The 20,945-nt window shown below is 41.8% G+C and carries 20 protein-coding genes; 14 read left to right on the forward strand and 6 right to left on the reverse strand.

The window, feature by feature from the left end:
- Nucleotides 1–44: 44 nt before the first annotated feature.
- Together HDC90_RS10290 and HDC90_RS10295 are read right to left on the reverse strand one after the other, a co-directional pair.
- Complete coding sequence (locus tag HDC90_RS10290; RefSeq protein ID WP_184466000.1) at nt 45–374, reverse strand: hypothetical protein; 330 nt, start codon at nt 372–374, stop codon at nt 45–47.
- A 364-nt stretch (nt 375–738) separates the two neighbouring features.
- A complete protein-coding gene (locus HDC90_RS10295; RefSeq protein ID WP_184466002.1) occupies nt 739–1,752 on the reverse strand; it encodes an AraC family transcriptional regulator in 1,014 nt (337 codons plus the stop codon).
- Nucleotides 1,753–1,895: 143 nt separating this feature from the next.
- On the opposite strand from HDC90_RS10295, the gene HDC90_RS10300 reads away from it, so the two are divergent.
- Nucleotides 1,896–2,297, forward strand: coding sequence for a nuclear transport factor 2 family protein (locus HDC90_RS10300; RefSeq protein ID WP_221451829.1), 402 nt, complete (start codon nt 1,896–1,898; stop codon nt 2,295–2,297).
- 229 nt (nt 2,298–2,526) lie between these two features.
- On the opposite strand, the gene HDC90_RS10305 is transcribed toward HDC90_RS10300, so the two are convergent.
- Nucleotides 2,527–4,815: a glycoside hydrolase gene (locus tag HDC90_RS10305; protein ID WP_184466004.1), complete on the reverse strand. Its 2,289-nt coding sequence runs from the start codon at nt 4,813–4,815 to the stop codon at nt 2,527–2,529.
- A gap of 363 nt (nt 4,816–5,178) precedes the next feature.
- Between HDC90_RS10305 and HDC90_RS10310 the strand changes: the two genes are divergently transcribed.
- From HDC90_RS10310 to HDC90_RS10340, 7 genes are all read left to right on the forward strand, one after another.
- On the forward strand, nt 5,179–5,463 hold the full coding sequence (locus tag HDC90_RS10310) for a hypothetical protein (RefSeq protein ID WP_184466006.1): 285 nt from the start codon (nt 5,179–5,181) through the stop codon (nt 5,461–5,463).
- 109 nt (nt 5,464–5,572) lie between these two features.
- The gene (locus HDC90_RS10315; protein WP_184466008.1) at nt 5,573–6,379 is read left to right on the forward strand and encodes a helix-turn-helix domain-containing protein; all 807 of its coding nucleotides are present in this window, start codon (nt 5,573–5,575) and stop codon (nt 6,377–6,379) included.
- Between the two features lie 100 nt (nt 6,380–6,479).
- Nucleotides 6,480–7,424: a nitrilase family protein gene (locus HDC90_RS10320; RefSeq protein ID WP_184466010.1), complete on the forward strand. Its 945-nt coding sequence runs from the start codon at nt 6,480–6,482 to the stop codon at nt 7,422–7,424.
- Nucleotides 7,425–8,703: 1,279 nt separating this feature from the next.
- Nucleotides 8,704–9,003, forward strand: a complete 300-nt coding sequence (locus HDC90_RS10325; protein ID WP_184466012.1) for a hypothetical protein — start codon at nt 8,704–8,706, stop codon at nt 9,001–9,003.
- Between the two features lie 325 nt (nt 9,004–9,328).
- Nucleotides 9,329–10,582 carry a TlpA disulfide reductase family protein gene (locus HDC90_RS10330; RefSeq protein WP_184466014.1) on the forward strand — a complete coding sequence of 418 codons (1,254 nt, stop codon included), beginning with the start codon at nt 9,329–9,331 and terminating at the stop codon, nt 10,580–10,582.
- Nucleotide 10,583: 1 nt separating this feature from the next.
- Nucleotides 10,584–13,778, forward strand: a complete 3,195-nt coding sequence (locus tag HDC90_RS10335) for a SusC/RagA family TonB-linked outer membrane protein (protein WP_184466016.1) — start codon at nt 10,584–10,586, stop codon at nt 13,776–13,778.
- A gap of 15 nt (nt 13,779–13,793) precedes the next feature.
- The gene (locus tag HDC90_RS10340) at nt 13,794–15,149 is read left to right on the forward strand and encodes a RagB/SusD family nutrient uptake outer membrane protein (protein ID WP_184466018.1); all 1,356 of its coding nucleotides are present in this window, start codon (nt 13,794–13,796) and stop codon (nt 15,147–15,149) included.
- A gap of 35 nt (nt 15,150–15,184) precedes the next feature.
- Here HDC90_RS10340 and HDC90_RS10345 read toward each other — a convergent pair whose 3' ends face one another.
- The 3 genes from HDC90_RS10345 to HDC90_RS10355 all read right to left on the reverse strand — a co-directional run bounded on the left by HDC90_RS10345 (nt 15,185) and on the right by HDC90_RS10355 (nt 16,747).
- Nucleotides 15,185–15,502: a hypothetical protein gene (locus HDC90_RS10345; protein ID WP_184466020.1), complete on the reverse strand. Its 318-nt coding sequence runs from the start codon at nt 15,500–15,502 to the stop codon at nt 15,185–15,187.
- 123 nt (nt 15,503–15,625) lie between these two features.
- Nucleotides 15,626–16,063, reverse strand: a complete 438-nt coding sequence (locus HDC90_RS10350; RefSeq protein ID WP_184466022.1) for a MauE/DoxX family redox-associated membrane protein — start codon at nt 16,061–16,063, stop codon at nt 15,626–15,628.
- 102 nt (nt 16,064–16,165) lie between these two features.
- The gene (locus tag HDC90_RS10355) at nt 16,166–16,747 is read right to left on the reverse strand and encodes a Crp/Fnr family transcriptional regulator (RefSeq protein ID WP_184466024.1); all 582 of its coding nucleotides are present in this window, start codon (nt 16,745–16,747) and stop codon (nt 16,166–16,168) included.
- 661 nt (nt 16,748–17,408) lie between these two features.
- Here HDC90_RS10355 and HDC90_RS10360 point away from each other — a divergent pair.
- The 6 genes from HDC90_RS10360 (at nt 17,409) to HDC90_RS10385 (ending at nt 20,922) form a co-directional block, all read left to right on the forward strand.
- Nucleotides 17,409–17,687, forward strand: a complete 279-nt coding sequence (locus tag HDC90_RS10360) for a helix-turn-helix domain-containing protein (RefSeq protein WP_184466026.1) — start codon at nt 17,409–17,411, stop codon at nt 17,685–17,687.
- A gap of 381 nt (nt 17,688–18,068) precedes the next feature.
- Nucleotides 18,069–18,707 (forward strand): DUF6266 family protein, encoded by a 639-nt coding sequence (locus HDC90_RS10365; RefSeq protein ID WP_184466028.1) that lies wholly within the window; start codon nt 18,069–18,071, stop codon nt 18,705–18,707.
- 65 nt (nt 18,708–18,772) lie between these two features.
- Nucleotides 18,773–19,147 carry a hypothetical protein gene (locus HDC90_RS10370; protein WP_184466030.1) on the forward strand — a complete coding sequence of 125 codons (375 nt, stop codon included), beginning with the start codon at nt 18,773–18,775 and terminating at the stop codon, nt 19,145–19,147.
- Nucleotides 19,066–19,629 (forward strand): peptidoglycan-binding protein, encoded by a 564-nt coding sequence (locus HDC90_RS10375; protein WP_255497585.1) that lies wholly within the window; start codon nt 19,066–19,068, stop codon nt 19,627–19,629. Before HDC90_RS10370 ends, HDC90_RS10375 begins: the two co-directional genes overlap by 82 nt.
- Nucleotides 19,586–20,101 carry a hypothetical protein gene (locus HDC90_RS10380; protein ID WP_184466032.1) on the forward strand — a complete coding sequence of 172 codons (516 nt, stop codon included), beginning with the start codon at nt 19,586–19,588 and terminating at the stop codon, nt 20,099–20,101. The genes HDC90_RS10375 and HDC90_RS10380 overlap by 44 nt, the downstream gene beginning before the upstream one ends.
- A 503-nt stretch (nt 20,102–20,604) precedes the next feature.
- Nucleotides 20,605–20,922, forward strand: coding sequence for a T9SS type A sorting domain-containing protein (locus HDC90_RS10385; RefSeq protein WP_184466034.1), 318 nt, complete (start codon nt 20,605–20,607; stop codon nt 20,920–20,922).
- The last annotated feature ends 23 nt before the right edge of the window (nt 20,923–20,945 follow it).

Consider the following 20,945-nt stretch of genomic DNA (forward strand, 5'->3'; position numbering starts at 1 on the left):
TTTGAGATCAAAACCATCCTCTGGCCTTTAGGTTACGGTTAAGCTTAAAGACAACCGTGGCTGTCCATATGAGAGCTTACGTAAGCAGCACCTAATTGTGTCATCTGATAATTTGAATAACCATCAGGGGCAGTAACGGTAATCCACCATCCCTGGCCGCAATTGTCAACATAAAAATCAGTACGTACCCTACGGAAACGGCTCGCTTTTTCGGTTTTATTTCCTTTAATTTTTAATGTTATTTTATGTTCTTTTACAATTGTTTTTACTTCTATGTTCTTTGTAATAAAAGGAGTGTTTTTTGGAGTTAGGCCATTGGCAACAGCACTAAACCCAATAACTGAGCATATTAATGCGAAAAATAAATGTTTCATAATTTTTTTCTTTAGTGATAAATGTTTAATAATAAATTGGCGCAGAGGATGGTTTTGGTTATCTTGTTTATGGAATAAAGTTTAGGATAAATACAAACTCTCACAAGTGTGAGTTTATATCTGTAACTTGTTAGCCATCATTTGTAGTATTTGAGTTAATATCCGTAATCACTCCTATAGAAAAGATTTAACACATTAACCGAAACAAGAGATAATGCCTGGTAAAACTGCTCACCGTGGTATAAAAGGAATCATCATATCAGTAAGCCTTGAAGATGAAGCGCTATATTTTAGACAAAAAATCTACCCTACAGCATTTATCAGAAGTGCTGGGTGAAAATCCATTTATTGCTGGTTTTTTTTACTACAGGTGATGCATTTTTTTTTGAAAATCAGTGGGCGCCGTTCCTGTCCATCGCTTAAAAGCACGTATAAATGCGCTTACTTCATTGTAACCAAGCATGGTAGATATTTCTTTTATCTGAAGAGAATCATCTTTCAAATACATTAAAGCAAGGTTTTTACGGGCTTCATCAGCTAGCTGCTGAAAATTGATCGCTTCATTTTTTAATTTACGCTGGAGTGTGCGTGGACTGAGATTAAAGTTACCTGCAATATCTTCGAGGGTAACCATTTTTAGATAGGAATTAGACCGTATGTAATTGTAGATGCGCCTTTTTAAGGCCCGGTCAGATACATGCTTATTTTGCCAGAGGCCTTCTTCCAAAAGCAAAACCTGTTGATGTTCATGTTTTGATCTTATAATTCTTTCGTCCCAATAAGCAATATCAAATGAAATTTGAGTGGTTTTTGCATTTGCCTCTGGCCTGCAGCGCAGAACGCGCTCATATTCCTCAGGCTTATCCAGCGATCTGGCAAAGCTGACCGAACTTGGGGAGAGTTTCTTAAACAATAATCCATCAAGTTCGTGTATTACCAGAACCATTAAAAGATCAACGGCCTGTATTTCTGCTGTATGTTGGGCCCAATCCCGGCTGGCGGGTACAAATGTTACCGAAAAATGATGGTCATCCCTAAAAATTCTAAGTGCTATCGATGCCGAGATGATGTGGGCCAAGGGGGCAGCATTAGTTACCGCTTCGCCCACTGTTCTGCTTGTTTTTATTATTTCTCCAACAATTCCCAATGCCTGTATCTGTAAAGATTCACCTAAATGAAGACCAAACAAGTTATCTCTGCTTATAGCTACAGCATTAAACCAAACATCATCGATCTGTTTAGCCGTAAGCGGATTTTTTGATACTGTGAGTTCATCTAAGGTGATGTTTGATACGCGGAGAAGTTTTTCTGCCGGTATGTCTCTTTGAACTGCATAACCAATCAGTCTTAAAATGAAATTTTTAACCTGGTCTTCCATAATAGGTAAATACTTAAAGCTAAAATATCAATATCGTAGAGAATAAAAGTAATTTGACGGAAAAAGATAACTCAATGTCGTTTAATGGTAACCTTAACTTCAGTTTAACCTGCGAACTTTGGTTCAGAAACTAATAAAAAAATATGATGGAAAATCAGTCAAAACAAACAGTGATAGAATTTTTGACCTCGGTCAAAACAATCGATCTAGAAAAAATTGGCCAGTTGCTGTCGCCCGGGGTAAACTGGTTGCAGCCGGGCAACAACGAGATTTCGGGCCTAAAGCGTTCACAGCAGGAGGTATTCGGAATGGTAGGTAAAATGTTCGAGCTTTCAGGCAACACCTTACAGTTAAATGCTTATCATTCTATTAGCTTAAATGGTAACCGGGTTGCATGCCTTTTGCACTGGATTGCAGAGAAACCCACTGGAGAAAAGCTCGACGTTTATAATATAGATGTTTACACAGTGGAGCATGGTAAAATCTGTAATGTAGAGATTTTTTCTGCTGACCTGATGCAGGAGGATGGTTTCTGGAGAAACTAAATAACTTAAATGCCGGACAGCCTATTTCGTACTGTCCGGCCTGTGATATTGTAATACTAAAATACATGAAATAGACTGAATATTACCATGCCTTTGATGTAGTTTTGAGCTATTATTCTGCATTGGGTAAACGTAACATCGAAAAGAATGCCGTGCCTGTTTCTTTAAACAGAAAATTAAGCAAGGGATTTTGAACCCCGCAGAAACCTCCTGGTGGGGATAAATATGATCACTTTACCTTATAATTTACTTTTTTAAAACCATAGTCAATTATTGCTGATCGGCCCATCATCAGCTCATTGCCGATTTGCACATTTCGACTGGAAAAATTTACGGTAACCTTTATCTGGTTGCCGAATACGGTTTGTTGTACCTTACGGTCACCAGAAAGAATATTGAAGGCGGTTATTGGCAAAACTACCGCTTTTTCATGCAATGGGCTCCATACTTTTATATGGCTTATAATCTGTGCTTTGTTGCGCTTCCATTCCGCCTGATCAATATGGTATAAAGGTGGTGTATTATACAAAAGTTCCGATAGCATCCGTGTGCCTACTTCATCCCTTAATTTCAGAGAACCATTTTCCCAATGTGCCGTAGTTATTACCGCATTATTGTAAACAAGACGGAATAATGGAAGTGAATAGGTGGGGTCAACATATATTTTTTCATAGATTTCTTTTATCGGGATAACCTTAGTATATATAGAAGGAATAGTGCCAGATTGGCCCCAGTAGCTCCCAACATAGTACGGGCTATTTTTATTTTGCCTTAAATCGGGGTCGCCCCAATATAAAACAGGCATTTCCAGTCCCTGTGCAAAGGCCAGCGATTTAGCTGTAAAATCATTTCCGCCTTCAGAACCTACTACCATTCCAACTTCATTACCGATATATTCCATCCGATGAAGACGGGCTTTAAAATCTTCTTCTTTTGTAGTGATATGATCAGGCGAATAATCATCAAATACCTCACCAGTGGCATCGCAATCTACAAACCACGTATTATATAGAATGCCACCGCTTAGAATAGCCGCTACCCGTTGCTTTACAAAAGGGAATGCAAGCGTAGGATTCAATTTTCGCCCAACCCCTATAAAACCAGCTATTTTTTTCCCGGAGGCATCGGTTACAGAAGCATTAGTGTATAAAGAGGAATCGGGAAACCAACATGTACGCCATTCTTTGTCTTCTTTTGGATGGATGGAATGATAGCTATCGTACGGACCAATGAGATAGCCTAATTTATTGGCATCTTCAACCAGGAGCGGGTTCTTTAACCCATCAGCCCAATCGGCAAAACCCACCCATGCCTTTTTTATTCCCGATCGGTACATATCATTTAGTAGGTTAATACTCTCTTTTCCCCATTCATCCGGATTGTCAATAATTTCCCCGAATTCTTTTTTTAATAATTGTTTATTTCGGGCATACAATTGTTGTTCGTTCAGTGGCTTGGTAGGTGCATTATCGGGGAGGCTTCCAATTACATCACGATTATATAACTCATTTGATCTGAAAGCCTTATTTAGTGCATCGAGAATGATTTTTTTCTGATCGCTATTAATTGGGCTTTGTTTTTTGCATGCTGCCCACGCTTGGTTAAGTGCATTTGCGGCATCGTGCGCTTCATTATCTTTTAACAATTGTATCAGCCACGAAAAAAACTTCTCTTTCTTAGGCCAGGAAGCCTGAAGTTGTTTCCAATGGATATTTTTTTCTGAAATGAGCCCGTGTGGCCAAAAATAGATATGTGGTGCGCCATATAATTTCCTGATATTAGGGTTGCCGGCCGCTTTTTCTTCGAGTGTTTTAAATGTGCCTTTTTCCCGAATGTAATTTTTATATACCGTGCTTACTGCTAAAGGATCGGTTGCGGTAACATAAATTCTGAAGCCATACGTTTTGTCTTTATTAATGGAAAGAAACTCATGAGCGAATGAAAAACTGATATCGGGCTTTGTATCGAAATGTAAGTCGCTATTGAAGATATTTTTGAGTACATAAACAATAGAATAGTTCGCTTTGTTTAAAGCAAAAAATCCCATTGAAAAACTTCCGGGAAAGTCTAGTGTTTGATCTTTTAAAAACGACTTCCAATAATTATCCTTTGCCGGAATATACTTCCCTTCCCATAAAGGCAGCATATAACTTTCTGCATCTACATGCGGCCATACAAAGTTACTCGCACCTTCCGATCGGATACTGATATCCAAATAATTCTCTTTTTTTGCAATGCTTACCGAAACAAGAAGATCAGGGTATTGCCATGATACCAAATTAGTCTCTTTTTTTAAATTCGCTATCCGCATTTGCGGCAGAGGGTTGCCCGCCTGCTCTTTTATTCCCTTGTGGTAAATATTCAACTCAAAAGTCTCGGGCACTACATCGAATGTAAAATCTGCAGGTATTATTTGATTAACAGATAACGGTGCAACCTGTTGAAATGACGTTGGTTGTCCGTATGTAAAGGTGCAGGCTATAAGGCTGGCACTAATTAAGATCCATTTCTTTAACATTTATATTTTTTTTTGATCGAATTTGCCCGCCATATGTACTTTTAAAGGTATAGAAAAGCCGTTAAAATCATTTGGGTATTCGGTAATAATAGTTCTTCAATATTTTTGGTGGCCGAGACCAGCCTGAAGGGAATTGAGGTTACAAAATGTTCCTTTTAACCAAGCCTTCATACATACTTGGGCACCGGCATCAACTGGCTTCTCACGTAGTTCTGATGAAATATATCTGGAAAACAATGGCCTGGGTTTATGGCCGCCAAAATATTTACGGCAATTTTCATACTTTCGGTAATCCTTTTACGCTTTCCGATAATAAGCTATTTAATCCTTATCGTTTAACCACTTTCTTTTTTTTATAAGTTTATGAAATTTATTAAAATATTGATCATCAATGTAATTCTTTTTCAAGGTTGTGCCCTGAATAAGAAAAAAATTGAAAACTGTAATAAAGATCAGGCAAAGATATTGGCTGATAAACGGATGAAAAGAAGAGGATTTAACCTTAAATATTATAAGGTAATGGTAGCCAATGAATCCGATTGCTACAGGTTTGAATATCGTCTTAAAACGGTAAGCTTAGGCGGTGGTGGTACAATAAAAATTGCTAAAGGCGACTGTAGGATATTGAGTGAACTTTTCTATCAATAAAGCCAGGTAAAGCGCTTAGGTAATATAAATTATTATAAATAATATGGTACAATCCCGTTACCTTTACAAAATGGGTAGAATAAACTTATGGGGGTAGATTATAAGTCAAATGCAGTTCGAACCGGGTAAAAAGTTAATGCCATTTATCAGGCATTATTTATTATTAGATGCCCATGAGGCGGTCGGGATCACCTATCGTTTGTTTTCTGATGGGCAACCAGGCATAGTGGTTCCACTAACCAAAAATATGCAGATCAGCACCAGTAATTATCCATTTGGGCAACAATTGCCATCAATGTTTATCTATGGCCAAATGTCTGTTTATAGAGATCTTAAAATTCAGGGTCAAATGGCTTTGTTGGTTGTGGTATTACGTCCATTTGCACTCCATTTGCTATTTGGGATACCTGCTGATGCGCTAAATGATGGGATATTTCTTCCCACTGATCTCTTCGGGGCCGATGTAATTCCGTTTGAACGAAAGATGGCTAAAAGCAAAAGCCTTCAAGAAGTAATAAACACCATCGAAAGCTTTCTCTTTGAACGTTTCCAAAAGAGCAGCGGTTTAAATCATGATCTACTTCTGAGCCTCGAACTCATCAACAGGCACCAGGGGCTTATCAGTATGGAAAACTTGTTGAAAGAAGTGCACGTGAGTGAACGGCAACTGGAAAGGCACTATCGTAGGCAGATTGGTGTTTCACCAAAAAAGTTCATGAATGTAATCCGGTTCCAGCACTTTTTAAAAATCTTTAGGGATCTTTCTCCAGCGCACAAACTCACTGCTGCGGTTTATCAGGCCGGTTATTATGACCAAGCTCACCTTCAAAATTATTTCAAGGCAATAACTGGTATTACACCTATGGATTACCAATTAAAAGTAAATAAACTGGCCATTAATTTTATGCAGTTTTAAGAACGAATGTTCATTTCCAATTTTATCGCTTTTTAGTCATATGTACGCGGTTGTCGGAATTTTCCAATCCTGGTTAATGGCCAGGGCATAATTTTGTGCGATGAGAAAAATAAAAATAGCTACCGCACAGTTTGAAAACAGAAGCGGCAACAAGGAATATAACCTTAAAATAATCGATCAGCTTTCCGGGCAGGCTGCAAAGGCCGGTGCCGATGTAATCAGTTTCCATGAATGTTCCATTACAGGATATACCTTTGCAAGGCACCTTAACTACGAGCAGCTGTTAGCGCTTAGCGAGCGCATACCCAACGGGCCAAGCGTAGCTGCGCTAATCGGGTTTGCAAAGAAACATAGAATTGTTATTCTTGCCGGTTTGTTTGAGAAGGATGAAAATGACGAAATTTATAAGGCATACGTATGTGTAGATGGGAATGGCTTAATCTCCAGTCACCGTAAGTTACACCCCTTTATTAACCCCTATATTAAACCAGGGGCTGCCTATACCGTATTCGAATTGCTAGGCTGGAAATGTGGGATTTTAATTTGCTACGATAACAATATTATCGAGAATGTAAGAGCAACAAGACTTTTAGGCGCACAGGTAATTTTTATGCCACACGTAACCATGTGTACACCATCGAGCAGGCCCGGGGCAGGCTTTGTTGATGCGCGCCTGTGGAAAGATAAAAATGCGAACGCCCAATTGTTGAGGGCAGAATTTAATGGCGATAAAGGCAGGAAATGGTTAATGAAGTGGTTGCCCGCAAGAGCATACGATAATGCTATTTACGCCGTTTTTTCAAACCCTATCGGCATGGATGACGATCAGTTGAAAAATGGTTGCTCCATGATTTTAGATCCCTTTGGCGAGGTGATAGCAGAATGCACCTCTTTAGATAATGAAACGGCAATTGCAGAACTAGATCCTCAAAAACTTAGCAATGCGGGCGGCTCAAGATACATCATGGCCAGAAAACCAGCCTTATATGCAGCTATTATAGGTAAAAACCATAAAAGTGAGCATAAAGTTTCATGGCTAAAATAAATCATATTTCAGGTAAATATGATTAGTTAATTTGGTTAAAGAGGCAATGTTATAGGTCGAGAGTTGCCCCGTTAGGAATCAATGAATTTAAAGCAGCGCTTAAAAGAGCTGCTTTTTTGTTTTTACGCTGTTTTCAAACCCTTCAAGCCCAGTTAAATACGGTTCGTTAAGTTTTTGAACCAAAGTCGAACATTATCTATTGATATTGTAAAGATGCATGCTTCAGAATTTTATTGGCAAAAAAATGGAAACACTAACGATATGCAATTGCGCAATCAATACCCATTAATGGGCACTTTTAGTCAGTAGGAGTAAGAATAAATAGTCGTTTTAATGGTTTCGTGGGATTTTCAGGTAATAGCTAAAAGGGCAACCGGTTAGAAATTGATCTCTTAATTTTCATGCAGAGCGCCCAGCTCTTACATTTTCTCATTTCTCATTTTTTGCTGAAAAATATGGTTGGCTGTGTTTTTTGATGTTTTATTTAATATTGTCATGTAATTACTTGACGTTTAGCTTTTTTTTATTTACATTTACATAATAAAAAAACCAGTAAAGGTAAAATTAAGAGTCTTGCAACCTCAAATCTCACGCCGTTGGAGCAGGACAGCAGGTTTTATCCCATTTCTTATAGCGGAATGGCTATTTTTAGCTTTCCAAAATAAGAGTGGGCTTCTGCTGTAATTCCATTTCAACGTAAGGCGTGAGAAACATTATGAGGTTATGGTTTGGGAAGCCCACTTTTTCTCTCTCCATCAAGACTCATAACATACGATTATGAGCAAACAAAAAATAAATTCGATTAACTGGTTGATGTTGCCCGAGGCGGCTATGTTCCAGTATTTTGTTTTAATGGTTTGCCATTTTCAAGCATTTCGGTATCAGTATTTATTAACTTGTTCATTTGATCGGCTTTATGCCCTGAAACCGAGGAATCCTGAGTGATTTTTGAGATGGGGTAGGTTGGCCTATAGGGTTAAAGATAAAATAGTTTCTTAATGATGATAGCCTACCTCATTTTTGTTGTTTTAGGATTTGGGGACCTGCTTTCTTAGGTGTTTTTTTCGCCTTTCATCTAGTTTTTTGTGTTTTGAAAAAATAAACGGCTTTGCCGTAACGGGAATCGTATGTCCTGATTTTTAGATGTGACTAAAACTTTTTTCGCTGGCTTTGCCTTTTCCGCAACTGGATGCAATGGCAGCTTGGCTGTTCCAGAACGTTATTTCTGGATGGTCTTTGCTTTAGTTAATGAATGTTTTACCAAAATTTTTGCTTAGCGATGAAGAATAATAATAGTTATCTGCCACTTTTTTTTCTGTGCTGGGCTTTGCTGTACAGTCCTTTGGCTTTGCTAACGGTTTCTGCTGTGGGCGGTAGCGGGCCGGATTTAGTTGCCGTAGAGAAACCTTGTGCCGCGCAGGTATCGGGGAGTTTAGGTGAGGAGGAGCTGAAGACAAATAATTTTGGTTGCTTCGTTTCTGTGTATGGGCCTGCTCCCGGTGTTTGGAATTGCGGCCAAAATTTTACTGTTCCTTTTTGTTTAACAGATAATCCCCAGGCTGGCTATGGCACCAAATAATGGTTATCATTTCGACAGGCTGTACGCACTAAAGCCTAAAAACCCGGTATAGTGTGTTTAAGCCCTGCTTTGCTGGCTTTTTACCGAAACAGCTTCTTTAATAATAGGGCACCTGGCAGGCTTTCTTATTTATTTTCAACTTAACCAATACTAACCATCAGCTAATTTTTTGGTATGGCCAGTTTATGCCAAAAATTTAAACGGTTTAAAATTAACCAATGCCGGTACCAACCTGGTCCGCAAAGCAGGTTCGGCAGGCTTTAGCCCAATTTTAATACGGGCTAAAGTTTTTAATATTCCCTTTAGGCTGATTAAACCAAACCATATGAAACCAATTATTTTAACCGCTTTTACACTTGTTTTTTCTGTTTTTTTATTCGCCCAGGCGCCTGTTAGGGCTTTGCATGTGGGCGATAAGGTGCCTGATGTATTCTGGACTACCCCCCGAAATTTTATGGTAGAGGGTAAGGTAGTTACAGGCAACATGTTAAAGTTTAAGGGGAAACTGCTGATTATTGATTTTTGGGCAACCTTTTGTATTCCCTGTATTAAAGGTATGCCCGGGCAGGAAAGGCTTGCCAAGCTTTTCGCAAATGAGCTAAATATTGTGAGTGTAACACCTGAGGGTGCGAAACTGGTTTCGGCTTTTTATGCTGCTGACAGAAACCCTATTGGCAAGGCTTTTACATCTATTGTGGATGACAGGGAATTGAATGGTCTTTTTCTGCATAACAAAATTCCGCACCTGGTTTGGATCGATAAAGAAGGCATTGTAAGGAACGTTACAGAAGGCGATGCACTTTCAGAACAAAACATACAGGCGGCTTTGTCAGAAAACTTAAGCTTACCGCCGATTAACTACATTTATCCCAATACGGTACTGATGATGGATGAGAACCCCAGGGGCATGCAATCTTTTAACCTGCTGGTTAAAGGTAAAATACCGGGGATATCGAATACCATGATCCGATCGAACGGATCAAATACCGGCCTGATTATTTTTAACCGTCCGCTGAGGTGGATTTACAGTGTGCTGGCCAGGGCAGAGTTCGGGTGGTTTTCCGATCAGCGGATCAGGCTCGATTTTCCTGATGGGGATGGGTTCAATAATCCATCTTTAAGGCCGGAAGATCTCTGGACGGTTGATTTTTGGGCACCAACCGCGAAATCGGCATCGCTGAAAAAACTGGCCATGCAGTACCTGAACGAAAATTCAGGATACTCGGCAAGCGCAAAAGTAATCCATACCGCTGTATATAAATTGCGGTACACTGCCACAAGGGCTACGCGAGAACTGAGAACCAGGGGCGGAAAAGCAGCCAGCCTGGGCTTTCATAAAGGTTCAACATTTATCAACCAGCCAATAGCGAGCCTGGTAAACGATATACAGGATTGTGCATTTGTTAAAAAACCTGTTTTAGACGATACCAACCTGCTTTTTAATGTCGATCTGGAACTTGCTGAGGTAAAGGATATGGAAAGTTTAAATGCGTTGTTAGGTACCTACGGATTATCGCTGGTGGCCGATTACCAGGATCTTGAAATGTTTGTAATTAGTAAAACCGCTAAGCTAAACTAACATGAGATACTTTTTATTTATATCATTTTTAATGCATTTATTCCTCTCCCTTACTGCTTTTAGCCAGGATAAATTTGAGATCAGGGTTTTGAATGCCGAAACCGGAAGGCCGCTGGAAGGCGTGGTGCTGAAATTTTTAGGGATCAATAAAATACTGCTTACAGATAGCGCGGGTAAAGTTTTAATGCCCGGGTATACCGGAGCATACACGGTTGAAGCAGGCCATATGGGTTACGAAAAGGCGGTTGTTAAAGTAAGTTTACCTTTAAAAGCCAGTATAAAAATTTACCTGCAGCCGGCAGTGCATCTTCTTGATGAGGTACAGGTACATACCGGTTACCAGGTTTTGCCAAAAGAGCGTTCAACGGGCTCGTTTACCACTTTAGATAATAAGCTATTGGCGCAACAGGTAGGCCCCAACATTATCTCCAGGCTCGAAGCCATTTCTTCGGGGCTAATTGTAGACAGATCTACCAACGGCGGTGGCAGGCTGATGATCAGGGGGCTGAGCTCGATACAGGGACCTAAGGCGCCGCTGGTTATTTTGGATAATTTTCCTTACGAGGGCGATATCAGCAACATCAACCCGAATGATGTGGAAAACATCACGATCCTGAAAGATGCATCGGCTGCGAGTATCTGGGGGGCGCGGGCAGGGAACGGGGTGGTAGTGATCACCTCGAAAAACGGGCGCTTCAATTCGAAAGTAAAAGTCGATGCAAACATTAATACCAGTGTTGCCCAAAGCCCCAACCTTTCCAGGTTAAAGCAGATCACTTCGGCAGATTATATTGATAATGAAATCTTTCTTTATTCCAAGGGTTTTTATCAATCGCAGATAAACAATGCGCAACAGCCGGCATTAAGCCCCATTGTAGAACTGTTGCTGAAAAAAGAAAACGGATCGGTATCGGCTACGGCGGCGCAGGCAGAGATAGCGCGGTTAAAACTGCTGGATGTAAGGGACCAGTACCAGAAATATTTTTACTCGGCGGCGCTGAACAACCAGGCAGCCCTAAATATTTCGGGCGGGCAGGAGCTGTTTAAATGGTATGCTTCTGTTGGCCTTGATGATAACAGATCGGTAACGGATGCTGTTTTTAGAAAGATAAACTCAAAAATGAGCCTCAGTTACCGGCCATATAAAAACCTGGAGGTAAGCGCAGGGTTTTATTATACCAATAGCAGTGCCCGTACCGGAAGGCCCGATTACGGGAGTATCAGTTCCATATCGGGCAATCTTTACCCTTATGCAGAATTTGCCGATGCCAATGGTAACGCCCTGGCCATTCCGAAAGACAGGCGTGCATCTTATTTGAACGGATTGGCGGGCGGCCTTTTAGGCGATTGGTTGTATTATCCGCTCACAGACGATCAGCATGTTAAAAACGGAACAAAAACAGGTGATCTGATTCTTGACGCTTCGCTGTTGCAAAAACTGCCCTATGGATTTTCTGTAACCATAAAATACCAGTACGAAAACCAGGAACGGAAAAATACCGTAATGAGCGATGGGCAGAGTTATTTTGCCAGGAACCTGGTTAATGATTTTGCCCAGTATGCAAACAATGTGGTCAGCTATAAAATACCAAAGGGGGGCATACTGGATAATACTTACAATTCTTTACAGGTGCACAATTTAAGGGGTCAGCTTAATTATAGCCTGAATATGCCGGTACATGTTATAGCGGGTTTTATTGGGGCCGAAACGAGGCAGGCCGCTGTTAACGGGCTTTCTTCGAGGCTGTATGGTTTCAGGGATGATATTATCTCTGCCGGGGCGGTAGATTATACGAGCGCTTTTCCCTCACTCACCACCGGAAACAATGCGTTTATACCAGACCGGAATGGCATAGTGGCCACAGCAACAAGATTTGTTTCTGTTTTTTCAAACTTTTCCTATTCCTATAAAGCCAGGTATACCTTTACACTGAGCGGCAGAAGGGATGCTTCAAACCTTTTTGGGGTAAATACAAATGATAAATGGAACCTGCTTTGGTCTGCCGGGTTATTATGGGATATATCGAACGAACCTTTTTTTAGCAAAAACCTGTTCGGCACGCTGAAAGTTAGGGCAACCTATGGCCTTACCGGTAATATCGATCCTGCGATGACCTCCATTTCAACAATTGCCTATGTGGGCAATTCTTCCAATACCGGGCTGCCCTATGCCAGGTTCAATACCTATGCAAATCCTTCCTTAAAGTGGGAAACCTCTGCAATGACCAATCTGGGTATCGATTTTTCTATGCTGAACAACCGCCTCTCAGGTTCGCTGGAGTATTTCCATAAAAAAGGAAAAGACCTGTTCGGTATTGCAAGCCTTGATTATTCTGGCGGTGTAGGCGAATCTATTGTGAAAAATGTGGCCGAAATGAGCGGGAACGGTTGGGAGCTTCAGTTGAATTCTGTTAATACCCAAGGCAGGTTAATTTGGAAAAGCAGTTTTAATATAAGCGGTTATAGGGACAGGATAGATAAATATTTACTGTCTAATTACCAGGGCAGTACTTTTTTGGGCCTTGCCGGGGCGCCATCGGTTTCGGGTATAGTGGGGAGCCCGGTTTATTCGGTGTATGGTTACCGGTGGGGCGGTTTAGACCCTGCCAATGGCGATCCTATTGGTTATGTAGGCGAAAAGCTAAGTAAGGATTATAACCTGATTACCGGTGTAGGTACACAACTTGCCGACCTGGTGTATTATGGCTCTGCCATACCAAGGGTATTTGGCGGTTTAGGGAATGCTTTTAAATATGGCAATTTTGAGCTTAATGTGCAGTGTAGCTTTAAGCTCGATTATTTTTTTAGGAGAAATTCCATTCAATATGCCAACCTGAACGCCACCGGGCAGGGCCATGCCGATTATGCATTGCGCTGGCAACAACCCGGCGATGAGCAGTCTACAGATGTGCCCTCGCAGATATATCCCACGGTGAGTGCCAGGGATAATTTTTACAGGGGTGCTGGGGTACTGGTTACAAAAGGCGACCATATCCGCCTGCAATACATTAACCTGGGTTATAGCCCGAAAATCAGGTCGAAGGTTTTTAGGAGTGTAACTGTTTATGCCACGGTTTCTAATTTAGGCCTGCTTTGGCGGGCCAATAAACAGGGCCTTGATCCTGATTATGAGATCGGCTTAAATGGGATCATTCCTGCTAAAACAGTTTCACTCGGCTTAAGGACCAGCCTTTAATTTAAAATAAATTATATGAAAATATTATATCTGATAGCCATTGTGCTCACCATGTTGCTGCCTGGCTGTAAAAAATTCCTGGATGAAAAATCTGATAGGAAGCTGGCGGTGCCGGCACGACTGGATGATTTGCAGGCGCTGTTGAATAATGAAAATTTAAACAATGCGGTAGATCCAGGTGCGGCCGAAGTGAGTGCCGATGATTATTTTGTTACCGATGCAGACCTGAACAGTTTATCCGCCGAGCAGAATAAAAGACTCTATACCTGGGAGAAAGACAACTTGTTTACCAGTGTAAACTTCCCTAATGATTGGGAGAACCTGTATACCTTAATTTATACCGCAAATACAGTGCTCGAGAACCTGGAGAAAATTGAAAGGAATTTTACTAATGCCAGCCAATACGACAATATAAAAGGGCAGGCTTATTTTAACCGTGCCCGTGCCTATTACAACATCCTGCAACTTTGGTCAGTAGGTTATAACAGCAATACCGCCGATAGCGATTTAGGGCCGGTGATCAGGGAGTCTACCGATTTTAACAAGGCTTCGGTTCGGTCATCGGTTGCAAAAGGCTACGGTTATGTGCTTGCTGATCTTCTTGAAGCTACGCGTTTGCTGCCGAAATTACCGGTACATGCACTCCGCCCCGGCAGGCAGGCGTCGTTCGGCTTTCTTGCGCGTGTGTATCTCAGTATGCGGGAATATGGAAAAGCCGCTTTGTATTCCGATTCGTGTATAAAAGTAAAAGCTGTTTTAATGGATTATAATCTGGTTAGCAATGCCCCGGCGTTTCCTTTTGCCAGGTTTAATGCGGAGGTTATTTACGAATCTTCTGCCACAAATCCCCAAATTTTGAATAATAGCCGGGCCAAAATTATTGGGGAACTTATTACCCAATATGCGGATAACGACCTGAGAAAAATTCTTTACTTCAAAAATAACAATAATGGCACCTTTGGCTGGAGGGGGAGTTACCGGGCAGGGCAGGGGGTGTTTCCTGGTGTTACCGTTGATGAACAGTACCTGATCAGGGCCGAATGTAATGCCCGGTTGGGTAATTTCCAAACTGCGGTAGATGATTTAAATACGCTGCTGATTAAACGTTTCAAAAGTGGTACATATGTCCCTTACACCGTAAATTCGGTGGATATTTTAGGGACGGTTTTAAAAGAACGCAGAAAGGAGCTTTTAATGCGGGGCCTGAGGTGGTCTGATTTAAAGCGGCTTAACCTGGAGGGGGCAAATATCACCTTGCGAAGAACGGCAAACGGTACCGATTATGAGCTTAAGCCCAATGATAAAAGGTATGCGCTGGAAATTCCGCAGGATGTAATCGCCATAAGCGGTATCCGGCAAAACCCGAGATAACAGTAGTGGGGAATATATTCCCCACTACATTTGAACTATTGTTCTGGTGTGCGCTGTGCAGATAAGGCAAGGATATCGCTGTTGGTTTTTCCAACAAAAAAAGCTTGCAGATCGGTTGGGGAGGTAACAGTTTCCGGCACCTCAATAACGCAAGGTAACGGCTCATTATCTTCTGTGCACTGGGCCGAAGGTGTAGAGGTGTGGGTATACTTGGTATAATCCCTTAAATTATTGTCGGCATTGGGCTGGTAAGCCCAGAAAGTACTTGTTTTAGCCGTAAACGCACTTGTGGTAATGGTTAGGCCGAACCCCAGTACAAGGGCTACAAGGCCTAAATTGATTTTTTTTAACATGGTATTTTTTTTAAGTTTTCTCCCTTATCTGTTTTAGGGAGGGTTAAAGGTCTGATCTGGTTCGGTGGTCTGGCGATCGGTTAATTTTTCTGTATCGGATAGGACCGGTATCCATAGTGCTTATCACTCTTTGTCACCTGCCTCCCGCTTTAGGTGAATAGATAGGGTAGTTATGGTTATTGCGGTGAAGATGAGGTTAAAAACGAGGTGCGCTTTCCAGCCGAGCCATTTTAATACACCGCCGCAACTACAGGGTACTTTGTTGAAATAGCCTGCCAGTACCAGTGCGATATATACGGTAAAAGCAGTAATTAACAAGAGCGATACGATAAGGCCGTATAACCTGGTTTTGGTAAAGGCAAGCAGGGTAGCGGCACCCAATTCTGATACGGGTACGGCAATCAATAGAAATGCAGCAAAAGATGTAGAGAAAATCTGTTTGGCCAGTTCCGCTTCAAATGCGCCGAGGTTGCCTAATTTACTGGCGGCAGTGGTGCCCCATAAAATAATCAATAAGATATAACCCGCTTTATATACTGTCTTAATTGAAATTGCTTGCATACTGGCTTTATTAGTTTTATGATAAAGCTCGGTGCAAACTCTTCGAAACGGAGGCTATATATATTGCCAAATAGGCAATTGGAAGAAAAACTGAAGCAATAATTATTGCTTTTTTACTGCTTTTGAACGTAACAGGCTTAAAACTTTTGGATGGATGCCTAAATAATCTGCAATTATTTTAAGTCTGCAGAGTGTAAACAGCTCTGGTTTTGCTTTCATCAGGTTTTCGAAACGGGTGCTGGTATTCAGATATGCAAGGGCTTCTGCATGCCTCATCAATGCAGCAAGCTGCTGCTGGTACAGCCGGTTAATAATTTCGCGATACTCGGGGAATAGTTTGTACAGGTTAGCGGTATGTGTTTGTCGGTATCCGATCAGGGTGGTATCTTCCAGAAATTCTACATAAACTTCTTTTTCCAGGTAATTACCCAGCATGAACATCGGCGTAAGAAACTGGTTTTTCTGCCAGAACAGGATGGTTGTTTCTTCCTCCTCGCGGATAGCATATAGCCTTAATGTACCTGTACCAATAAAGAGCAGGGTAGAGAAGTACGGATCGGTTACTGCTATGGTTTGTTTCTTTTTGAATGCACGTTTCTGTAGTACGTAACGCAGGTAATTTTTTAACCCCACCGAGGGTTTTAAATGGTCTGTAATTTTTTTAAAGTAGTTTTCTTCTTCCACGATCTTTTTTTGGCATAAAGAAAAAAGCTTTTTTGCCTTTGTCAAGTTGCTGGTGTAGCAACCCCGGGCAACCCTGGCAGATGATTACTGTTGATGAAATTGTGGATGTATTTCAACTGTCTGTATTTCAGTTTTTTATGGATAAAAAATGTCAGATTTCCTGATCGGTAATCCCTTAACAGCTTGACAGGTATTGGTGAAATGGTTTTATTTGCCAGAAAATATGCTTTTGCAACAGATAACTGTTTTCAATATACGATTAGAAACAAGTTGTCGTTATACAGGGAATGAGGTGTAATTAAATTACGTCTTTAATTACTGATTAAGTATACATATGATGGAAAAACTAACAGCAGTTACTTTTTCATCCCTATTAATTGAATTATTTACTCCGGTGCATAGCTTTCTTGTTTATGCACGGCAAAAGCGCCCCCAGCGGGTGGCTTGTATCTCCTTTAACCCAGGGCTTATCTGCCGCGGCAGGGGTTCCCCATAAATTTAGGGCAACTGGCCTGCATAACAAATTACAACATACACGCCGCAATTAATTTAAATTTTATTGGGCTTGTTAAACCACTTTTAATGTTGTTTAGCGCCAAATTTTACAGATAAGTACCCCATTTTCTAACCGATTCGTTTCATGTTTTAAACTTAACGCCACATGAATAACCTTGAAGCACTGGTACAGGTAATGTACAACATTTACCTTGTACTCAATAAAGAACAACTCACCTTTACTTTTATCGATCTCTTCGGCGATCCTAACACGCAGCTCACCCGCCAACAGGTAAAAGACTACCTTAAAATAAGCGAGAGCACTTACAAACGTAAGGTAAAAGACGGCACTTTAAGGCCTGTAAAACTACCTGGGGGCGATCGTTTTTACCTGAAAGATTTGCTGGCTGCCTACCTCGAAAGCAAGCAAAAAGGCCGGATCTGATTACCCATCTGTTACCTGTTGTTTACCCTTTCCTGCTACCAGGTTAACCCCAAGCTTACCTCAGGGTTACCCTGGCTGTACCCTTTGGTTACCTAAAAGGTAAAGCCAGGGCTTGCTTTGGCTAATTGGCCACTCTTGTTATGGTTAAGCTGCCCTAAAGCAGGCTGCAACAAAAGCCCAGGCTCCCTGGCACTGCGGGCCAGTAATGATGGTTCATTTTAGCTCATTTACCGCCCAAATTGGTCCAATTTAGTCCATTTTAGCTCAAAATGCGGTGCTGTGCGGCCAGGCTGCTAGGTTTGAGCATGGATTTAAACATACCGGTATAAATAGAGATCCTTTTTTTAAACAAACATTTTTTCACTTAAAGAAACAAAAATTATGGCAACGTATTCAAAAGGCGCAAACGGCGCATTCTCTGGCAAAGTAGGCAGTGTAATTGGCAGCAACTGGCGCAGCATCGATTACCTGAAGGGCCTGCCCAAAAAAAGCAGTAAGCCTAGTACAGAACCACAGCTGGCACAGCGCAGCAAATTTGCCCTGGCGCCGCTCTACCTGAGCCCCATTAAAGATATTTTAAATATTGGCTTTAAAGATAAACAGCTCAATAAACTTACAGGCTACAATGCAGCCGTAAAAATCTTTTTAAACCAGGCGATCAGCGGCGATTATCCCGATTTCGTAATCGATTTTTCGCAGGTGCTACTGAGCAAAGGTTCGCTCTCGGTTTTTCATGGCCTTAACGCCAGCCTGCAGGGTGCCGATATAGTACTGAACTGGCAGGGTGTTTTAAACCGCTACAATGCCTTTACCGATGACCTGCTTACGGTAGTACTTTTTAACGATACCAAAAAGATGTACCTGATATACGAAGAAGCACAGCGTGGTGCACTTACCTACACTGCGGTAATCGGCCCGGGCTTTACGGGCGATGTTTTTCATGGATGGGCCTTTGCAGTTAAGCGCGATGCCACTTCAGTATCTGGCAGCCAGTACCTGGGCAGTTTTACCATTCCTTAGTTTATTATTTAACCCCGCCCAAGCCTTGCAGAACCGCAGGTTTGGGCTTTTTAAAAAGAAAAGATATGAAAACTTTAAAACTGGCTTTAACGGCGCTCATGCCCGCGAGGCAATTACTCGAAAAATTAATGCTGGCCACCATCTTGATTTTAGGCTGGCTTACACTACCTAATTTATTAAAAACGTTCGAACCTACTGCAGCGCTGCTCGATGCAGGCATCTGGCAGCTGCTTTTGCTCGGCATTTTGTGTTATATGGCCCTGTTACAAATTGCCTGGTGGCTTTTATACCGTTTCTGGCTTGGCCTGGGCCTGCTTAAATTAACAGATATGGTTTTACAATTTAAACAGCTAAACTCATGGCAACAGTTAAGGTTTTTTTGGGCATCGTTTGCTTTGCTTTTTTTAGCAGGAATAGCCTGCCTGGCCACAGTACTATAAAGCCGGGGCCGGGTAGGGCAATGGCCGATAGGGAAAAGCTGTTGCAAATTGCAAAAAACGAAATTGGCGTGCACGAAGTTTCGGGCCATAACGATGGGCCAAGGGTGGTGGCCTACCTGCACTATGCAGGTGCCGAAGAGGGCAGCCCCTGGTGTGCAGCTTTTGTTAGCTGGGTTTTTGGCCAGGCCGGCTACGCCGCACCACGTACGCCCTGGAGCCCGGCTTTATTTCCACAGGGTAAACGCACCGCACAGATCAATCCGGCAACGGTATTTGGCATTTACTTTAGCCACCTGAAACGCATTGGCCATTGTGGTTTGGTAGAGCGGCAGCAAGGCGACTGGCTCATTACCATTGAGGGGAATACCAATATAGCGGGCAGCAGGGAAGGCGATGGGGTATACCGCAAACGGCGGCCCCTAAAAGCCATCAGGTATTTTGCCGATTGGACCAATAGGAAAGGAGCGGGTAATGAAAAATAAGTTCAACCTGTTAACCACCTGTTGCCTGATCATTTCGGCCTGCGGAAGTTTAAAAAGCGAAAAGACGCTGCAAACGGAAAACCTCCAGGCGAACAGCCTTAGCCAGGCACATCGCCTTGAGCAAAGCCGGGCAACAGCAAACACCTTACTGCTCGATACCAGTAACAGCGAATATGTGGTGCAGATCACTCCAGTGGGGAAATTCCGCTACAGCGCCGAAAATGGTTTCGAAGGCATGGCCGAAAAGGTTGTGGTACGCGGAAAAGCCAGTAAAAGGCAGGTCATGCATCAGCAAAGGCAAATAGGCCACCAGCTGCAATACCAAAAGCATAGCGTGGAAAGCACCGCGTTAAAAACAGAGGTGCTGCACATGGATAAAAGCAGGAAGCCGAATTTTGGCACGATAGGTATAGGCCTGGTAGTGGTACTGGGCCTGGCCTGCTGGTTAACGCGGAAATGGCTATTTACCTGAAGATTAAAAATGCTCCCTTTAAGCAAAGTTAGGGGAGCATTTATTTCATAATCAGCTCAAAACATTACCTGCACCCATCGATTGTAATCGAGTAAATAATAATTAATAGTGAGTACATCAATAAAAAACGAGACAACAAAAACTGATTGTCTGGTGAGGTGCCGAAAGAGACCATTTCGTCACAGTAGATTTCCATATATGTCTTTAGAAAATGTACGGTCATAAAAAAGTATTCATGTAAGAGTAAAGAGGTTTTGTCCTGAAAATTAAAGGGTTGATGTAAAAAAGTTTGGTAAACCTAATTTTTTAGGTAATATTGAGCATCAGATTTTATCGGAAAACAAAAACTATCTACAATGAAAAGATGCGCTCTTATCTTCTTCGTATTTACGTTTGCCCTTTTAAAAAATTCTGCGGCGCAGAAACTGGCCTTCAGTTATGACGCGTCAGGGAATCAGACAGAGCGACGTTGGATATGTATAAATTGCCCTTCAGCGAGGCAGATGGCAACGGCTAACAAAAACCTTATTACTACCCAGAGTGAACTGGGGACTGATGGGCTTATTACCGAACGTGGTATCAAAGCCTATCCAAATCCGCTTAAGGAAACGCTTAATGTTTCCTGGGGTTCGCCTGATAAAATCTTCCTCAAAAGCCTGGATGTGTATAGTGTTGGTGGCAACAGGGTTTTTAGCATGTCCTATAAGCCAGACGAACGGCAAGCTACTATTACTTTTCAGCAACTACCCCCCGGGACTTATCTACTGGTTGGACGGTACTCCGATTCAAAGACTGAGACTATAAAGCTTATTAAATATTAACCTCACATTCTGAAATATATCGC

This window comes from Pedobacter sp. AK013, from assembly GCF_014205835.1.
Classification (GTDB): domain Bacteria; phylum Bacteroidota; class Bacteroidia; order Sphingobacteriales; family Sphingobacteriaceae; genus Pedobacter.

Coding starts and splice junctions, on each gene's coding strand:
- HDC90_RS10290 (WP_184466000.1), bottom strand. CDS start 374: ATGAAACATTTATTTTTCGCATTAATATGCTCAGTTATTGGGTTTAGT.
- HDC90_RS10295 (WP_184466002.1), bottom strand. CDS start 1,752: ATGGAAGACCAGGTTAAAAATTTCATTTTAAGACTGATTGGTTATGCA.
- HDC90_RS10300 (WP_221451829.1), top strand. CDS start 1,896: ATGATGGAAAATCAGTCAAAACAAACAGTGATAGAATTTTTGACCTCG.
- HDC90_RS10305 (WP_184466004.1), bottom strand. CDS start 4,815: ATGTTAAAGAAATGGATCTTAATTAGTGCCAGCCTTATAGCCTGCACC.
- HDC90_RS10310 (WP_184466006.1), top strand. CDS start 5,179: ATGAAATTTATTAAAATATTGATCATCAATGTAATTCTTTTTCAAGGT.
- HDC90_RS10315 (WP_184466008.1), top strand. CDS start 5,573: ATGCAGTTCGAACCGGGTAAAAAGTTAATGCCATTTATCAGGCATTAT.
- HDC90_RS10320 (WP_184466010.1), top strand. CDS start 6,480: ATGAGAAAAATAAAAATAGCTACCGCACAGTTTGAAAACAGAAGCGGC.
- HDC90_RS10325 (WP_184466012.1), top strand. CDS start 8,704: ATGAAGAATAATAATAGTTATCTGCCACTTTTTTTTCTGTGCTGGGCT.
- HDC90_RS10330 (WP_184466014.1), top strand. CDS start 9,329: ATGAAACCAATTATTTTAACCGCTTTTACACTTGTTTTTTCTGTTTTT.
- HDC90_RS10335 (WP_184466016.1), top strand. CDS start 10,584: ATGAGATACTTTTTATTTATATCATTTTTAATGCATTTATTCCTCTCC.
- HDC90_RS10340 (WP_184466018.1), top strand. CDS start 13,794: ATGAAAATATTATATCTGATAGCCATTGTGCTCACCATGTTGCTGCCT.
- HDC90_RS10345 (WP_184466020.1), bottom strand. CDS start 15,502: ATGTTAAAAAAAATCAATTTAGGCCTTGTAGCCCTTGTACTGGGGTTC.
- HDC90_RS10350 (WP_184466022.1), bottom strand. CDS start 16,063: ATGCAAGCAATTTCAATTAAGACAGTATATAAAGCGGGTTATATCTTA.
- HDC90_RS10360 (WP_184466026.1), top strand. CDS start 17,409: ATGAATAACCTTGAAGCACTGGTACAGGTAATGTACAACATTTACCTT.
- HDC90_RS10365 (WP_184466028.1), top strand. CDS start 18,069: ATGGCAACGTATTCAAAAGGCGCAAACGGCGCATTCTCTGGCAAAGTA.
- HDC90_RS10370 (WP_184466030.1), top strand. CDS start 18,773: ATGAAAACTTTAAAACTGGCTTTAACGGCGCTCATGCCCGCGAGGCAA.
- HDC90_RS10375 (WP_255497585.1), top strand. CDS start 19,066: ATGGCAACAGTTAAGGTTTTTTTGGGCATCGTTTGCTTTGCTTTTTTT.
- HDC90_RS10385 (WP_184466034.1), top strand. CDS start 20,605: ATGGCAACGGCTAACAAAAACCTTATTACTACCCAGAGTGAACTGGGG.